This is a genomic window from Citrobacter sp. CK199, assembly GCF_030333285.1.
GTDB classification, from domain to species: domain Bacteria; phylum Pseudomonadota; class Gammaproteobacteria; order Enterobacterales; family Enterobacteriaceae; genus Citrobacter_B; species Citrobacter_B koseri.
Genome location: NZ_JAOWGF010000029.1, coordinates 1 through 15,879, shown reverse-complemented (window position 1 = coordinate 15,879; position 15,879 = coordinate 1). Strand labels below are relative to the sequence as shown.

Annotated in this window: 14 protein-coding genes; 10 read left to right on the top strand and 4 right to left on the bottom strand. The window is 54.8% G+C overall.

Annotated elements, in window-relative coordinates:
• Positions 1-240: 240 nt before the first annotated feature.
• Both OGX75_RS18455 and soxR read right to left on the bottom strand, forming a co-directional pair.
• On the bottom strand, positions 241-909 hold the full coding sequence (locus tag OGX75_RS18455; RefSeq protein WP_012134597.1) for a glutathione S-transferase family protein: 669 nt from the start codon (positions 907-909) through the stop codon (positions 241-243).
• A gap of 318 nt (positions 910-1,227) precedes the next feature.
• Entirely contained in the window at positions 1,228-1,686 is a 459-nt protein-coding gene (gene soxR, locus OGX75_RS18450; protein WP_049011570.1) for a redox-sensitive transcriptional activator SoxR, read from the bottom strand.
• 86 nt (positions 1,687-1,772) lie between these two features.
• On the opposite strand from soxR, the gene soxS reads away from it, so the two are divergent.
• Complete coding sequence (gene soxS / locus OGX75_RS18445) at positions 1,773-2,096, top strand: superoxide response transcriptional regulator SoxS (RefSeq protein WP_012134599.1); 324 nt, start codon at positions 1,773-1,775, stop codon at positions 2,094-2,096.
• A 2-nt stretch (positions 2,097-2,098) separates the two neighbouring features.
• Here the strand turns inward: soxS and pdeC are convergent, their stop codons facing one another.
• The gene (gene pdeC / locus OGX75_RS18440) at positions 2,099-3,685 is read right to left on the bottom strand and encodes a cyclic di-3',5'-guanosine monophosphate phosphodiesterase PdeC (protein WP_012134600.1); all 1,587 of its coding nucleotides are present in this window, start codon (positions 3,683-3,685) and stop codon (positions 2,099-2,101) included.
• Positions 3,686-4,261: 576 nt separating this feature from the next.
• Between pdeC and OGX75_RS18435 the strand changes: the two genes are divergently transcribed.
• The 9 genes from OGX75_RS18435 to OGX75_RS18395 all read left to right on the top strand — a co-directional run bounded on the left by OGX75_RS18435 (position 4,262) and on the right by OGX75_RS18395 (position 15,463).
• Positions 4,262-4,543, top strand: a complete 282-nt coding sequence (locus OGX75_RS18435; protein ID WP_012134601.1) for a YjcB family protein — start codon at positions 4,262-4,264, stop codon at positions 4,541-4,543.
• A 156-nt stretch (positions 4,544-4,699) separates the two neighbouring features.
• Positions 4,700-5,218 carry a ferric citrate uptake sigma factor FecI gene (gene fecI, locus OGX75_RS18430; protein WP_114848698.1) on the top strand — a complete coding sequence of 173 codons (519 nt, stop codon included), beginning with the start codon at positions 4,700-4,702 and terminating at the stop codon, positions 5,216-5,218.
• Complete coding sequence (gene fecR, locus OGX75_RS18425) at positions 5,215-6,171, top strand: ferric citrate uptake sigma factor regulator FecR (protein ID WP_286451461.1); 957 nt, start codon at positions 5,215-5,217, stop codon at positions 6,169-6,171. The genes fecI and fecR overlap by 4 nt, the downstream gene beginning before the upstream one ends.
• 97 nt (positions 6,172-6,268) lie before the next feature.
• The gene (gene fecA, locus OGX75_RS18420) at positions 6,269-8,584 is read left to right on the top strand and encodes a TonB-dependent Fe(3+) dicitrate receptor FecA (RefSeq protein WP_286451460.1); all 2,316 of its coding nucleotides are present in this window, start codon (positions 6,269-6,271) and stop codon (positions 8,582-8,584) included.
• Between the two features lie 100 nt (positions 8,585-8,684).
• Entirely contained in the window at positions 8,685-9,587 is a 903-nt protein-coding gene (locus OGX75_RS18415) for a Fe(3+) dicitrate ABC transporter substrate-binding protein FecB (RefSeq protein ID WP_115615248.1), read from the top strand.
• Positions 9,584-10,570, top strand: a complete 987-nt coding sequence (gene fecC / locus OGX75_RS18410; RefSeq protein ID WP_114848701.1) for an iron-dicitrate ABC transporter permease FecC — start codon at positions 9,584-9,586, stop codon at positions 10,568-10,570. Before OGX75_RS18415 ends, fecC begins: the two co-directional genes overlap by 4 nt.
• On the top strand, positions 10,567-11,523 hold the full coding sequence (gene fecD, locus OGX75_RS18405) for a Fe(3+) dicitrate ABC transporter permease subunit FecD (RefSeq protein WP_049011977.1): 957 nt from the start codon (positions 10,567-10,569) through the stop codon (positions 11,521-11,523). Before fecC ends, fecD begins: the two co-directional genes overlap by 4 nt.
• Entirely contained in the window at positions 11,524-12,291 is a 768-nt protein-coding gene (gene fecE, locus OGX75_RS18400) for a Fe(3+) dicitrate ABC transporter ATP-binding protein FecE (protein ID WP_012134609.1), read from the top strand. It abuts the gene before it with no gap.
• A gap of 454 nt (positions 12,292-12,745) precedes the next feature.
• Positions 12,746-15,463 carry a cation-transporting P-type ATPase gene (locus OGX75_RS18395; RefSeq protein WP_502873188.1) on the top strand — a complete coding sequence of 906 codons (2,718 nt, stop codon included), beginning with the start codon at positions 12,746-12,748 and terminating at the stop codon, positions 15,461-15,463.
• Here OGX75_RS18395 and OGX75_RS18390 read toward each other — a convergent pair.
• The coding region (locus OGX75_RS18390) for a hypothetical protein (RefSeq protein ID WP_286451716.1) at positions 15,438-15,879 on the bottom strand (442 nt) is incomplete at its 5' end. The two genes, OGX75_RS18395 and OGX75_RS18390, sit on opposite strands and share 26 nt — an antisense overlap.

The window sequence follows — 15,879 nt, the reverse complement described above, 5'->3', positions numbered from 1 at the left end:
CGTTTGCAACAATAAGGGGTGTCGCAAAAAAGCAAACGTTTAACTCCGCGCATACAAAACGGGTAGTAAAAAAAAGCAAACGATTATCCAGCGATAATACGGGGCTTTTCAACTAAACTTTGCGGCTTTTTGCTTATTTCTTTTCATCACGCTCAATAAATCGCCAGTCGATGCGCAAACGTTATCGTCAATGCGCAATCTGATAACATTTTTTCTCGGGCGGACGACTGACACATCCGTCTATCCGCCAGGGATCTCAAAAGGACCGCCTTGCTGGATAGCCCTTTGCCACGCCGGGCGCATCTCTACGCGCTTCTTCCAGGCACTAATGTGCGTCAGGTCGTTAATTCCGCCTCGGCTCAGTAACGCAAACAGAGGAAAACTCATCTGGATATCCGCCATGCTGATATGTTCCCCGGCAAACCAGGGCTGCGCGGCAAGATGCGCATCAATGTAGCGCGCATGCGTCTCCAGTTGCGGGTTGAGATACGCTTTTTGCACGCCCTGCCCCAGAATGCCGCCCAGCGTGCGTAACCCAAATGGCACCGGCGGTTTACCCAGGCTGACAAACACCAGTTTCATTAACAGCATTGGCATTAACGAGCCTTCCGCATAATGCAGCCAGAACCGATACTGCCGTTTTTGCCGGGCATCGGCAGGTTTAAACTGCCCTGCGTGGTCATAGGTTTCCTGCAAATACTCCAGGATGGCGCCGGATTCGGCGAGGATCTCACCGTTATCTTCAATAACGGGCGATTTTCCAAGCGGGTGGATTTTTTTCAGCGCCGGTGGCGCAAGCATGGTTTTTTCACGCTGGTAGCGAACAATCTGGTAGGGCAGCGATAGCTCCTCCAGCGCCCAGAGCACGCGCTGGGAACGAGATTGATTCAAATGATGCACCGTCAGCATGGCTGTCTCCTGTTTTTCATTCAAATTAACTATAGAAAAGAGCGAGAGATGGCGTAAAAATTTCGGCTAAAAAACAGACAATACACTGGCAAACGGGCGGGCATGGCATACAATTACAGTATCAACACAAACCGGAACCTCCACCACGTGCTCGACTGAGGGGTGTTGATGTCGGGGGAAACCCTCCCGTGAACCAACGGGATAGAGCGAAAGACAAAGACCGGAAACAAACTAAAGCGCCCTTGCGGCGCTTTAGTTTTATGCGCGGCAATATGGCGCTCGATTATCCGGCCTACGCGCGTCCCGGCGAAACGACATTTAATCATCTTCCAGCAATCGCGCCCCTGTTCCCTGCGTGCCGAGCTGATCGCCGGGGTTGCGCAGCGGGCAATCGCTACGCGACAAACAGCCGCAGCCGATGCAGCCGTCCAGCTCATCACGCAACGCCACCAGAGTATGAATACGTCTGTCCAGCTCCTCGCGCCATTGCGAAGAAAGCTGCTTCCACTCCTTTGCGCTCAGCGTATGCCCCTCAGGCAATACGCCAAACGCTTCGCCAATGGTCGCCAGCGGAATGCCAATACGTTGAGCAATCTTGATGATCGCCACATAGCGCAGCACATCGCGCTTATATCGCCGCTGATTGCCGCCGTTACGGACACTGCTGATAAGCCCTTTGCTCTCATAAAAGTGCAGCGCCGATACCGCCACACCGCTACGTTTCGCCACCTCACCCGGCGTAAGCAGGGACTTTATACGCGGTAATTTCTTTTCCATAAATCGCTTTACCTCAAGTTAACTTGAGGAATTATACTCGCCCGCAGACAAAACGACGAATCGAACACTGAGAAAGAGGCAGCAATATGTCCCATCAGCAGATAATTCAGACCCTTATTGAATGGATTGATGAACATATCGACCAACCGCTGAACATTGATGTGGTCGCAAAAAAATCAGGTTACTCGAAGTGGTATTTACAGCGGATGTTCCGCACGGTGATGCATCAGACGCTGGGCGACTATATTCGTCAGCGCCGACTCCTGCTGGCCGCCGTAGAGCTACGAACGACCGAGCGCCCCATTTTTGATATCGCGATGGATCTGGGATATGTGTCGCAACAGACATTTTCGCGCGTCTTCCGCCGCGAGTTTGACCGCACGCCCAGCGACTACCGTCATCGCCTGTAACTTTACTGCCCGCGCTGCATCAGGAGTGCGGGCGACTGTTGCAACCACTGAATAAACGCCTGCGGCGGCATCGCCTTCGCAAAATACCATCCCTGACAATACTGAACGCCGCGCTTGAACAGCCAGTTCACCTGATCTGCCGTTTCCACGCCTTCGGCAATGGCCTTCAGGTGTAAGCTTTGCGCCATTTCGATGATATGTTCCGCGATCAGATGGCTGGTGCTATTGGTGGTCAGCGTGTCGATAAAGGATTTATCAATCTTCAGAATATCGACATTCAATGAATACAGGTTGTGCAGGTTTGAATACCCTGTTCCAAAATCATCAATCGCCACTTCAAAACCCGCCTGACGAAATGCCTGAATAACCGGCGTGGTTTTCGGCACGTCAATAAAGCCGCGCTCCGTCACTTCCACCTTAATTTGTTGCGCAAGAACGGAATGCTGGCGGGCTTTCTCCGCAATTAACGCGATAAGCCGGGAGGAGTGGAAATCAGAAGCGGAGAGATTAATAGAGATATAAAGATGAGGTTGCGAGGCGAGAAAATGTCCCAGATCGTTGAATACTTCTTCCACCACGTAATCGGTAATCTGCGCAATCATCCCCTCTTTTTCAGCCAGCGGGATAAACTCTGCCGGGCTCATCACCTGCCCTTCAAAACCAGGCCAGCGCAATAGCGCCTCCGCCCCCACGCATTTTTCATTTTGAATATCAATAATGGGCTGATAATAAAGACGCAGTTGACGTTTATCGATCGCTCGCTGCAACAAACGGCGCGGTGAATGATATTCCTCGCGCGTACGCGACCACATCAATAACACAATGATGCTACAGATAATGCCTAACGGCAGCGTTAACGTCGCCTGATGGTACAGGTTCTGATAGAAACGCGCGTTATCAGTGGAAACAATTATCGCGATCGGACGTTTTTCTGAATGGGCAATAGTATAGAAGCGATTATTTTGCTGAAAGGTAGATTCATCACGGTGCAGCAACGGTAATAATTGTTCGACGTTTGCCTGCTCGCTCACGGAGAAAAAGGAGTTCGTCACCGTGTCATATACGCCCCAGGCCAGAGTCGGATCGTCTGACATCACCTCGCTGTAAGACAACGGATTTATTACCGCGACATAGTGTCCTCTTTGCATATACGTCATTTTGTAGCCAGCAAAGAACGGCGTATCACGATAGTAATAAATAGAAACGTCTGGTTCTCGTTTATAATCTGCGGCAGGGATAATATAAGGACTGGCGGGCGCCATTACCGTAGAGCATAAAAAATGATCGTCTTGCGCATAAATTAACTCGCTGATATACAAACGACCACGAATAATATCCTGCATTCGTTTTTGATGCGCAGGAGTACAGGCTTTTCCCTGATACTGCTGTATCGCGTCGCGGGCCAGCTCCACCTGCTGGACAACCAGTTCCGTTTTTTCTAATGCCAGCTCGGCAAAAGAGTGCAGTTGATTACGGGTTTCAGACACCGCCCGCATGTGGGCAAACCATAGCGCCAGCATCACGGGGAGTAATACCACCATGATTGTTCCAAGGAATCTCAGCAACTTTCGTTGCGCGCTATGATTCATTTCGGCCCTGTATCCCTGAATTGTCTGTGCCTGTCATCATCAAGGCGGATGCTATAACAAACAGGTGATTACGTTGCATGAATTAAGCGACATTAGCAACAGACTTTTCCTGGTAAAAGTCTGATATTGACGGATGACGATAATATTTTCCCGTAAGGCAAACTTAAAGTTATGCTTATTTTTATTAGGGAATATTCTAATCCAAAAGGAGTAAGAATTTTCCAGGGTTTTTTCCGATTAATGCAGAAAAATTAAGTTAAATTTCCAGGCTGGTTAATTTTCCGGCGCTAATAAAATGGTAATAAAAATACATCTTCAATAACCAGCCCCATAATCTTCCGGTATAGCCCCCTTCAGATACCCATATTTAATTTGTGGTTATAAAGCACACAAAAAAGGGTGCCCTGCACTGGCTAACAAACAATTTATTGTGATATAGTTCACAAAAATGATGAAACAGAAACGTTGTTTCATTCAGTGTCGATGTCATGCCCGTCGATAGCCAGAGTGTACCACGCCTTCCGTGAGCAACGCCGCGCTGTCCAGGGCACCTGCTATTCTCAGAGGAAATGTTTCATGGCTACCATAACCACTGGCGTGGTTCTTCTCCGCTGGCAACTGCTGAGCGCTGTGCTCATGTTTTTAGCCAGCACGCTCAATATTCGCTTTCGTAAATCCGACTATATCGGACTCGCGGTGATCAGTAGCGGCCTTGGCGTCGTGTCGGCCTGCTGGTTTGCAACCGGGTTACTCGGCATCACTCTGATGGATGTCTCCGCAATCTGGAACAATATCGAAGCCGTGATGGTGGAAGCCATGAGCCATACCCCGCCAGAGTGGCCGATGGTGTTGACCTGATGCTGATATAAGCCTCCGCCTGGAGGCTTTTTTATTCTCTCAAAAACAGCCAGTTAACCTTTCTCCCGCTAAAATCGCCGTATCATTTATTGTAATGAGAACTATTCTCATATTAACATCCCCGCCGTGATGATTAACTTTTGATACTTTTCCGCTATGCCGACTCCAGTTCAGTGCGCTCCTTTAACGTTTGAATCGCTGTATCGCGCGCATCACGGCTGGCTGACGCACTGGCTGGCGCGAAAGTTACAGTCGGCGTTCGACGCCGACGACGTCGCCCAGGACACCTTCCTGCGTATTATTAACGGTGAATCTCTGACGGCGATTCGCGACCCAAAGTCGTTTCTCTGCACCGTCGCCAAACGGGTGATGATCGACCTTTTCCGCCGCAATGCGCTGGAAAAAGCGTATCTGGAGATGCTTGCGCAGTTACCCGAAACGCTGGCGCCTTCCGCTGAAGAAAAGCAGTCGCATCTCGAAACGCTGCAACTTGTCGACAGGATGCTGGATGGGTTGAGCGCCAAAGCGAGAACGGCCTTCCTGCTTTCTCAGCTTGACGGGCTGACCTACAGCGCCATCGCGCAACGTCTGAATGTTTCCGTCAGTTCGGTGAAAAAGTACGTCGCGAAAGCCACGGAACACTGCCTGCTGTTCCGCCTGGAGCATGGCCTGTGAAAACCTCCCTCACCGATGCCCGCCGCCAGGCGCTACGTTCAGCCTCACACTGGTATGCCGTTTTAAGCGGGGAGCGCGTGAGCCCCCAGCAGGAAGCGCGCTGGCAGCAGTGGTATGAACAAGATCAGGATAATCAATGGGCCTGGCAGCAGGTCGAAAACCTGCGCTGCCAGATGAGCAGCGTCCCCGGCAAACTCGCCAGCCACACGCTGAAAGACAGCCGCCTGACGCGCCGCCACGTACTGAAAGGGTTGCTGTTGCTGGTCTGCGCGGGCGGCAGCTGGCAGCTCTGGCGATCGGAGTTGGGCGAAGGCCTGCGTGCTGATTATCGTACCGCCCGGGGGCAGACTCGCCAGCAGACGCTGGAGGATGGCACGTTGCTTTCGCTGAATACCGACAGCGCGGTTAACGTGCGATTTGACGGTAGCCAGCGCCAGATCCAGCTCTGGTACGGCGAGATCGCCATTACCACCGGTAAAGACGCGCTGCAACGCCCGTTTCGTGTACAGACGCGCCAGGGCCAGCTCACCGCATTGGGTACGGAATTTACCGTGCGCCAGGACGGCGATGAAACCGTCCTTAGCGTCCGCCAACATGCAGTCGAAGCGATTCTCGCCGGAGATCCGCAACAAAAACGGGTTATTCAGCAAGGTGAAACGGTGCGCTTCAGCGCCTCGCAGTTTGGCGACGTCGCATCATTGAATGACGAGTCTGCAAGCTGGACGCAAGGCGTGTTAAGTTTCAGCGACAAACCTCTGGGCGACGTCATCGCCACGCTCTCGCGCTACCGGCACGGCATACTGCGTTGCGACCCGGCCGTTGCCGGATTACGCCTGACAGGGACGTTCCCGCTCGGCAACACCGATGCCGTACTGAATGCGATCGTGAAAACACTTCCTGTGAAAATTCAGTTTGTTACGCGCTACTGGGTCACGCTGTCTTCCGCCGTTTAAACGATAACGAAAAAAATTATCATTTTTATTGTCCCTTTTGCCCCGCTCGTTCGACTTCATAACTGAATACAAATAAAGAAATGATGATGGAGACGTGATGGCCTTTCATAACACAGCACCTCTGGTGATGGCGATTCGTTTAAGCCTGCTTCCGCTTGCCGGACTGGCTTCACTGCCTGCATTTGCCACGCAGTTCGATATTGCCGCCGGAGACTTAGACAAAGCACTTAATCAATACGCTGCCCGCAGCGGCATTATTATGTCAGTGGATGCTTCGCTCACGCGGGGCAAACACAGCGACGGACTGCACGGCGACTACGCGCTTGAAGATGGCCTGCGCACGCTGCTAAAGGGGAGCGGCCTACAGGAAAAATCGTTAGGCGATAACACCTGGACGCTGGAAGCCGCCCCGGTTGCCAGCGAGGACTCGTTGACCGTAGTCGGCGACTGGCTGGGTGAAGCCCGGGAAAACGACGTGTTCGAACATGCCGGCGCGCGTGACGTTATCCGTCGGGATGATTTCACCAAAACCGGCGCGACGACCATGCGCGAAGCGCTGAACCGTATCCCCGGCGTCAACGCCCCGGAAAACAACGGCACCGGCAGCCATGACCTGGCAATGAACTTCGGTATTCGCGGTCTTAATCCACGCCTGGCCAGCCGCTCGACGGTATTGATGGACGGCATCCCCGTACCTTTTGCGCCATACGGTCAGCCGCAGCTGTCGCTCGCGCCGGTCTCTCTGGGCAATATGGATGCCGTTGACGTGGTGCGCGGCGGCGGCGCGGTGCGCTATGGGCCGCAAAGCGTGGGCGGCGTGGTGAACTTCGTGACCCGCGCGATTCCGCAGGATTTCGGTATTGAAGCCGGCGTTGAAGGGCAACTCAGCCCCACCTCGTCGCAAAACAATCCAAAAGAGACGCACAACCTGATGGTAGGCGGAACGGCGGATAACGGTTTCGGCACGGCCCTGCTCTACTCCGGCACGCGCGGCAGCGACTGGCGCGAACACAGCAACACCCGTATCGACGACGTGATGCTGAAAAGCAAATATGCGCCTGACGAGGTACACACCTTCAATAGCCTGCTGCAATACTATGACGGTCACGCCGATATGCCCGGCGGCCTGTCCCGCGCCGACTACGACGCCGATCGCTGGCAGTCCACGCGCCCGTATGACAGCTTCTGGGGCCGCCGCCAGCTTGCCAGTCTGGGATATCAATACCAACCCGACAGCCAGCACAAATTCAATGTTCAGGGTTTCTACACCCGCACCCTGCGCAGCGGTTATTTAGAGCAAGGAAAACGCATTACGCTATCACCGCGCTACTACTGGGTTCGCGGCATTGAACCGCGCTACAGCCAGAGCTTTATGATTGGCCCGTCTGCGCATGAAGTCGGCGTAGGCTATCGCTATGTCAATGAATCCACGCATGAAATGCGTTACTACACCGCAACCACCAGCGGTCAGTTGCCGTCAACATCCAGCCCTTATGACCGTGATACGCGTTCAGGGACCGAAGCTCACGCCTGGTATCTCGATGACAAAATTGATATCGGCAACTGGACCATTACGCCAGGTATGCGTTTTGAGCACATTGAATCCTACCAGGACAACAACGTTAAAGGTACGCACGAAGAGGTGAGCTACAACGCCCCGCTTCCGGCGCTTAACGTCCTCTACCACCTCACTGACAGCTGGAATCTTTATGCCAACACTGAAGGCTCGTTCGGCACCGTACAGTACAGTCAAATTGGCAAGGCTGTGCAAAGCGGCAATGTGGAACCGGAAAAAGCGCGAACCTGGGAAGTCGGAACCCGATTCGACAACGGCGCGCTGACGGCGGAAATGGGGCTGTTCCTGATTAACTTTAATAATCAGTACGACTCCAACCAGACTAACGATACGGTTACCGCCCGTGGCAAAACCCGTCATACCGGGATGGAAACGCAGGTACGTTACGATCTCGGCGATATGACGCCCACGCTGGAAAATGTCGCCGTTTACGCTAACTACGCGTACGTTAACGCCGAAATTCGCGAAAAAGGCGACACTTACGGCAATCAGGTGCCGTTCTCACCGAAGCATAAAGGAACGCTGGGCGTGGATTACAAACCCGGCAACTGGACGTTCAACCTGAACAGCGATTTCCAGTCCAGCCAATTTGCCGACAACGCCAATACTGTGAAAGAGAGCGCGGACGGCAGCACCGGGCGTATTCCGGGTTACATGTTGTGGGGCGCGCGCGTGGCGTATGACTTCGGCCCCGAGATGGCCAACCTGAACCTCGCGTTTGGCGTGAAGAATATCTTCGACCATGAGTATTACACCCGCTCGTATGATGACAACAACAAAGGCATCTATGCCGGACAGCCGCGAACGCTGTACCTGCAAGGGTCACTGAAGTTCTGATTGTTCATTTGTTGCCGGGTGGCAGCGTAAATGCCTTACCTGGCCTACAGAGTGACGTGGGCCAGGTAAGCGCAGCGCCATCCGGTAACCGGAGTTGACTATGTTTGCTTTTATTCGCGTTTATTTTTTCAGCCTGATCGTCCTGGCAGCGCCGGTTTTTGCCGTGACGGTGCAGGATGAACACGGCGCCTTTACCCTGAATAAAACGCCGCAACGGATTGTCGTACTGGAACTGTCGTTTGCCGATGCGCTGGCGGCGGTGAACGTCAGTCCGGTGGGGATCGCCGATGACAACGATCCCACGCGTCTGCTGCCGGAAGTGCGTCAGATTATCGGGCAATGGCAGTCCGTCGGCACCCGCGCTCAGCCGAGCCTTGAGGCGATCGGCGCGCTAAAACCTGACCTGATTATCGCTGACAGCAGCCGCCACGCAGGGATTTACGCCGCGCTGCAAGAGATCGCCCCCGTGTTGTTGCTCAAATCCCGTAATGAAACGTACGCTGAAAATCTGCAATCCGCCGCGATCATCGGGAAAGTATCAGGTAAACATGCTGAAATGCAAAAACGGCTGACGTTGCATCGGGAACGTATGCGCGCGTTTGCCGCCCACTTGCCGAAAGGGGCCAGCGTGGTATTCGGCACCTCACGCGAACAGCAGTTTAATCTGCACAGCCGCGAATCGTATACGGGCGGCGTGCTCGCTGCGCTGGGTCTGCGCGTGCCGGAGGCAATCAACTCTGCGCCAATGACCACGATTAATCTGGAGCGGCTACTGGCGCTCGATCCGCAGTGGCTGATTGTCGCGCACTACCGCCAGGAGAGCATCGTTAAACGCTGGCAGCAGGATACGTTATGGTCCATGCTCCAGGCGTCGCAACACCACCAGGTTGCCGCTGTCGATAGCAATAGCTGGGCGCGGATGCGCGGGATTTTCGCTGCGGAACGCATTGCCGGCGATACGGTGAAAATCTTTCATCACCAGACGCCTGATACCACGCAATGAGGACATTGATCATTTGGGGAGCGCCCGTACTGGCGCTCCTGGCAGCGTTCTGGCTGAGCCTGTTCTGCTACTCGGCGATCCCGATTTCACCCGTCAGTGCTCTGCATGCCCTGTTTCCTTCTTCAACGCCTCCGCTTTCGGAGGCGTTGGTGCGTAATTTACGTCTGCCGCGCAGCCTGGTGGCATTGCTGATTGGCGCCAGCCTTGCCCTAGCGGGAACATTGCTGCAAACCCTGACCCATAACCCGCTAGCCTCCCCTTCTCTGACCGGCATTAACAGCGGTGCGGCACTGGCGATAGCGTTAACCAGCGCATTCAGCCCCATGTTGCTCAGCGGGTATTCCATCGCGTTTATCGCCGCCGCAGGCGGAGGCCTCGCCTGGCTTCTGGTGATGCTGGCTGGCGGCGGCTGGCGACAGGAGCCCGACCGCAACAAACTGATTCTCGCCGGAATCGCGCTCTCCGCGCTGTGTATGGCGCTGACCCGCATCACGCTGTTATTGGCGGAAGACCACGCTTACGGCATTTTTTCATGGCTGGCGGGCGGTATTGCCCATGTGCGCTGGGCCGAGTTCTGGCAGCTCTTTCCTTTTGTTCTGGTGATTATTCCCGTCATGCTGCTGCTGGCGAACGCCCTTAATCTGCTCAACGTCAGCGATGTCGCCGCACACACACTCGGCGTAAACCTGTTTCGGCTGCGGCTTACCGTCAATATCGGCGTGCTGGTGCTGGTCGGCGCCTGCGTCAGCGTGGCGGGGCCGGTGGCGTTTATCGGCCTGTTAATGCCGCATCTGGCCAGGGCGTGGTCAGGTCACGACCAGCGTAAGTTGCTGCCGATGAGCCTGCTGATGGGCGCAACGTTTATGCTGCTGGCGGATATTCTGGCGCGAGCACTGGCCTGGCCGGGCGAGCTTCCGGCAGGCGCAGTGCTGGCGCTGATTGGCGCGCCGTGTTTTGTCTGGCTGGCAAGGAGGCGTGGATGAAAGCCTTTATTCTGCTCATCACGTTGCTCCTGCTGAGTATCACCGCGCTGCTGTCATTGCGTCTGGGCGTGGTTCCCCTGCCCTGGTCCGCGCTGATCGATGGCTGGCATACCGGTCACGAGCACCACTATGTTCTGACCCAGTATCGTCTGCCGAGACTGCTGCTGGCGATATTCGTCGGCGCCGCCCTGGCGATTTCCGGCGTACTGGTGCAAGGCATCGTGCGTAATCCGCTGGCCTCGCCGGATATTTTAGGGGTGAACCATGCCGCCAGTCTGGCAACAGTAAGCGCACTCATGCTGCTGCCATCGCTGTCGGTCGTCTGGCTGCCGCTGCTGGCATTTGTGGGCGGGCTTTGTGCGCTGATCTTACTGCGTGCGATTGCGGGTCGCTCCTCCCCCCTGCGCCTGGCGTTAATCGGCGTGGCGTTGTCGGCAACCTGGGCCAGCCTGACGGATTACCTGATGCTCTCCCGCCCGCAGGACGTTAACAACGCGCTGCTGTGGCTGACCGGCAGTTTATGGGGACGCGGCTGGTCGTTTGTGTATGTGGCGCTGCCGATAATGCTGGCGCTTATTCCACTCAGCGCCTGGTTTTGCCGCGATCTGGATCTGCTGGCGCTGGGCGATGATCGCGCCAGCACGCTCGGCGTCCCGGTCAGGCGGGCACAGCGCCTGGGATTGCTCCTCGCCGTCGCGCTGGCAGCCACCAGCGTGGCAGTTTGCGGGCCGATAGCTTTCGTCAGCCTGGTCGTGCCCCACCTGACCCGACGCCTGCTGGGAGGGCGCCATCACTGGCTACTGCCCGGCGCTGCGCTAATCGGCGCATTTGTCTTAACGCTGGCCGATTTGCTGGCAAGGATCATTAACCCTCCCACGGAGCTTCCGGCAGGCATGCTCACCGCCATTATCGGCGCGCCGTGGTTTATCTGGTTGCTTGTGAGGATGCGCTAAATGGATATCAGATGTGAAAACCTGACTGCCGGATACGGTGATAAACGCATTCTTGACGGCCTGTCGGTTACGCTACCCGCCGGGCAGATCACCGCATTACTGGGGCCTAATGGCTGCGGCAAATCGACGCTGCTGAAATGCCTTGCCCGCCTGCTCATACCGCAATCCGGCACCTTGCACATTGCGGGTAAGCCGCTGTCGGCATTCTCACCCCGCGCGCTTTCGCGTCACCTGGCGCTACTGCCGCAACAGCACATGACGCCGGAAGGGATCACCGTGCGGGAACTGGTCAGCTATGGCCGCAGCCCGTGGCTGCCGCTGTGGGGGCGGCTTTCTCGCGACGACCATCAGCATGTCAACCGGGCAATGGCGCAGACGCACACTGATGCGCTGGCAGAAAGGCGGCTGACGGAGCTGTCCGGCGGTCAGAGGCAGCGCGTGTTTCTGGCGATGGTGTTAGCGCAGGATACGCCCATTGTATTACTGGATGAACCCACCACCTGGCTCGACATTAATCATCAGGTGGAGTTGATGGCGCTCATGCAGATGCTAAAACAGGCGGGAAAAACGGTCGTGACGGTACTGCACGATCTGAATCAGGCAAGTCGCTATTGCGATCATCTTGTCGTGCTGGCGCAGGGGAATGTGATTGCGCAAGGGCAACCTGTTGATGTGATGCAACCAGAATTATTACGCAAGGTATTTCAGGTTGATGCAGAAATTCACCCTGAACCGCTGACAGGAAAACCAATGTGTATTATTCGTTAGTCTGCTAGCCATATTTTACCTGTCCAGAGCAGTCTGTTCATCCTGTCAGACTGCTCATCAAAAATATATTCTTATGCCCTTTATTTTTATTCTCTGTCATTAACTTTAAATATTTAAAAGTTATGTAAGGAACACTATATTTAGTGTTTTTCAACCCAGATATTTAACGAAGGCGTAGGTTGAGATCCCGCTAATTACAGCGATGATGATTGCAAAAATAACCAGCAACATCAATCGCCTACCGCTATATATTCCTAACATAATTACCTCCTTTACTAAATTTACACTTCCATCAAAACACTGAAAATATACGCTACAAGCGTTATCTAACCATAAAGATAAAATAATCTTTAACGAAACGTCATTGATTAATGTCAATAATTCAGACTCTTTATTTTAATAGTATAAGCGCGATTCAAAACATTATGCATTTTATACTTCGAGGAATTTTAAATTGACCAGAATGCCGAATAAAAATCGTCTCCATTCTGCGCCATGCGTTGAAAAAAAACCGTACCAGCAATCTGTTAACGAGGTACTTGAAAAAAAGCAGAGTCAGCCTTCCGGGCTGACGCAAAATGAAGCCAGCGCGCGCCTCGCGCAGCATGGGCCTAACGCGCTGCCAGAAAAAGCAGGCAAACCTGCATGGTTACGCTTCCTGGCGCATTTCCACGATGTTCTGATTTATGTCCTGATCGCTGCGGCGGTGCTGACTGCGGTCATGGGTCATTGGGTGGATACGGCCGTCATTTTGGGTGTTGCCGTTATCAACGCGCTGATTGGCCACATTCAGGAAAATAACGCGGAAAAGTCGCTGAAAAGCATCCGCAATATGCTGTCGAATTCAGCGGTCGCTATCCGCAACGGTCAACATGAAACCGTCCCCACAACCGAACTGGTGGTGGGCGATATCGTCGTGCTGCGCGCAGGCGATCGCATCCCGGCAGATCTTCGCGTTATGGAAGCCCATAATCTGCGGGTTGAAGAGGCCATCCTGACGGGTGAGTCCACCGTTGTCGATAAAACAGCCGACACCCTTACCGGCGAACTGCCGTTAGGCGATCGTAAAAATCTGCTGTTCTCCGGCACCACCATCAGCGCAGGCGCCGGGCTGGGCGTGGTTATCGCCACCGGTGAAGAAACTGAACTCGGCCACATCAACCAGATGATGACGGGCATTGAGAAGCACCGTACCCCGCTGCTGGTTCAGATGGATAAACTCGGCAAAGCCATTTTCGCCATTATCGTCGCCATGATGGCAGGACTATTTGTGTTCAGCCTGCTGCTGCGCGATATGCCGATGGGCGAACTGCTGCTTTCTCTGATTAGCCTTGCCGTCGCGGCCGTGCCGGAAGGGCTGCCCGCGATCATCTCGATTATTCTGTCGCTCGGCGTACAGACGATGGCCCGCAAACGCGCCATTATCCGCAAGCTGCCGACGGTCGAGACGCTGGGTGCGATGTCCGTGATCTGTTCCGATAAAACGGGCACCCTGACCATGAATGAGATGACGGTAAAAGCCATTATTACGGCGGACAAAAATTACCGCGTTCAGGGCAACAGCTATGAGCCAATGGGCGAGATCCATACTGAGGAGAGCGACGCTGCGGTAGAGATCCTGCCCGGCAGCCTGCTGGAGAACTACCTTCGCACTATCGACCTGTGTAATGACAGCCAATTGATTCAGGACGAAAACGGTCACTGGGGCATCACCGGAGGGCCAACGGAAGGAGCCTTAAAAGTGCTGGCGGCAAAAGCACGCCTTCCCGCCATTGAAACTGAACTGCGCAGCAAAATCCCGTTCGATTCGCAGTACAAATACATGGCGACGCACCATCGCATTAGAAATGAAGAGCGCGTACTGGTGACCGGTGCGCCAGATGTGTTGTTTAAACTGTGCCAGCTACAGCAGACCGCTACCGGTACTGAAGCCTTTACGCAAAATCACTGGGAAGCGGAGATCGCGCGCTATGCGAAAGAAGGTCTGCGCATGGTTGCGGCAGCCTGGAAGCCAGGGCGTGCAGAAGCCGCCTCTCTCACCCATGAGTGCCTGAATGACGGCCTGATCTTCCTGGGCATCGCAGGCATGATGGACCCGCCGCGTCCAGAAGCCATTGACGCAATCCAGGCCTGCCAGCAGGCGGGGATTCGCGTGAAGATGATCACCGGCGATCACCCGCAAACGGCCATGAGTATCGGCGGCATGCTGGGGATTCATAACAGCACCCACGCGGTAACGGGCTACGAACTGGAGCAGATGGACGATGCGGCATTAGCCGAAGCTGCTGTCACCTACGACATCTTTGCCCGCACCAGCCCTGAACATAAACTGCGTCTGGTGAAGGCGCTGCAAAACAAAGGCGAGATTGTCGGTATGACCGGCGACGGAGTCAACGACGCCCCCGCGTTGAAGCAGGCGGACGTCGGCATCGCGATGGGCATCAAAGGCACGGAAGTGACAAAAGAAGCCGCTGACATGGTACTGACGGACGATAACTTCGCCACCATCGCCAGCGCTGTGCAGGAGGGGCGTCGCGTTTACGACAACCTGAAGAAAACGATTCTGTTCATCATGCCCACCAACCTGGCGCAGGGTCTGCTGATCATCATTGCCCTGTTGGCTGGGAACCTGATCCCGCTCACGCCGGTACTGATTCTGTGGATGAATATGGCGACCTCCGCCACGCTGTCGTTCGGGCTGGCATTTGAAGCCGGTGAGCGCAACATCATGCGACGCCCGCCACGCCAGAGTAATGAGAACGTCATGGATGCCTTTGCTATCTGGCGCGTCGGTTTTGTCGGAACGTTAATTGCAGCCTGCGCCTTTGCGCTGGAAGCCTGGTTGCAGCCTCGCGGCCACAGCCCGGAGTTTATCCGTACCGTGCTGTTGCAGACGCTGGTCACCGCACAGTGGGTATATATGCTCAACTGTCGGGTTTCGGATGGTTTCTCGCTGGGACGCGGGCTGCTGATGAATAAAGGCATCTGGATGGTCAGCGGCATTCTGTTGCTGTTACAAATGGCGATTATCTATATGCCTTTCATGCAGATGCTGTTTGGCACAGAAGCGCTGCCGCTGCGTTACTGGGGCATAACCTTCGCTATCGGCGCAGTGCTGTTCTGCATTGTGGAGATAGAGAAACCGCTCACCCGTAAATTCCGCCGGAAATAGCCAGCGGTTCACCGCGAAGCAAAAAGCCTCCCGTAGCGGAGGCTTTTTGCCGATGGGGGAAGGGTTTTGTAGGCCCGGTAAGCGAAGCGCCACCGGGCATGGCGACGGATGGCGGCACAAGCGCCTTACCCGGCCTACGGGAGAGGGATTTTGTAGGCCCGGTAAGCGAAGCGCCACCGGGCATAACGCCGGATGGCGGCGCAAGCGCCTTATCCGGCCTACGGGAGAGAGGTTTTGTCGGCCCGGTAAGCAAAGCGCCACCGGGCATGACGCCGGATGGCGGCACAAACGCCTTATCCGGCCTACGGGAGAGGGATTTTGTAGGCCCGGTAAGCAAAGCGCCACCGGGCATGGCGACGGATGGCGGCACAAGCGCCTTACCCGGCCTACGGGAGAGGGATTTTGTAGGCCCGGTA

Excerpts from the sequence above, each read along its gene's own strand:
- OGX75_RS18455 (WP_012134597.1), bottom strand. The coding sequence starts at position 909 with ATGCTGACGGTGCATCATTTGAATCAATCTCGTTCCCAGCGCGTGCTC.
- soxR (WP_049011570.1), bottom strand. The coding sequence starts at position 1,686 with ATGGAAAAGAAATTACCGCGTATAAAGTCCCTGCTTACGCCGGGTGAG.
- soxS (WP_012134599.1), top strand. The coding sequence starts at position 1,773 with ATGTCCCATCAGCAGATAATTCAGACCCTTATTGAATGGATTGATGAA.
- pdeC (WP_012134600.1), bottom strand. The coding sequence starts at position 3,685 with ATGAATCATAGCGCGCAACGAAAGTTGCTGAGATTCCTTGGAACAATC.
- OGX75_RS18435 (WP_012134601.1), top strand. The coding sequence starts at position 4,262 with ATGGCTACCATAACCACTGGCGTGGTTCTTCTCCGCTGGCAACTGCTG.
- fecI (WP_114848698.1), top strand. The coding sequence starts at position 4,700 with ATGCCGACTCCAGTTCAGTGCGCTCCTTTAACGTTTGAATCGCTGTAT.
- fecA (WP_286451460.1), top strand. The coding sequence starts at position 6,269 with ATGGCCTTTCATAACACAGCACCTCTGGTGATGGCGATTCGTTTAAGC.
- OGX75_RS18415 (WP_115615248.1), top strand. The coding sequence starts at position 8,685 with ATGTTTGCTTTTATTCGCGTTTATTTTTTCAGCCTGATCGTCCTGGCA.
- fecC (WP_114848701.1), top strand. The coding sequence starts at position 9,584 with ATGAGGACATTGATCATTTGGGGAGCGCCCGTACTGGCGCTCCTGGCA.
- fecD (WP_049011977.1), top strand. The coding sequence starts at position 10,567 with ATGAAAGCCTTTATTCTGCTCATCACGTTGCTCCTGCTGAGTATCACC.
- fecE (WP_012134609.1), top strand. The coding sequence starts at position 11,524 with ATGGATATCAGATGTGAAAACCTGACTGCCGGATACGGTGATAAACGC.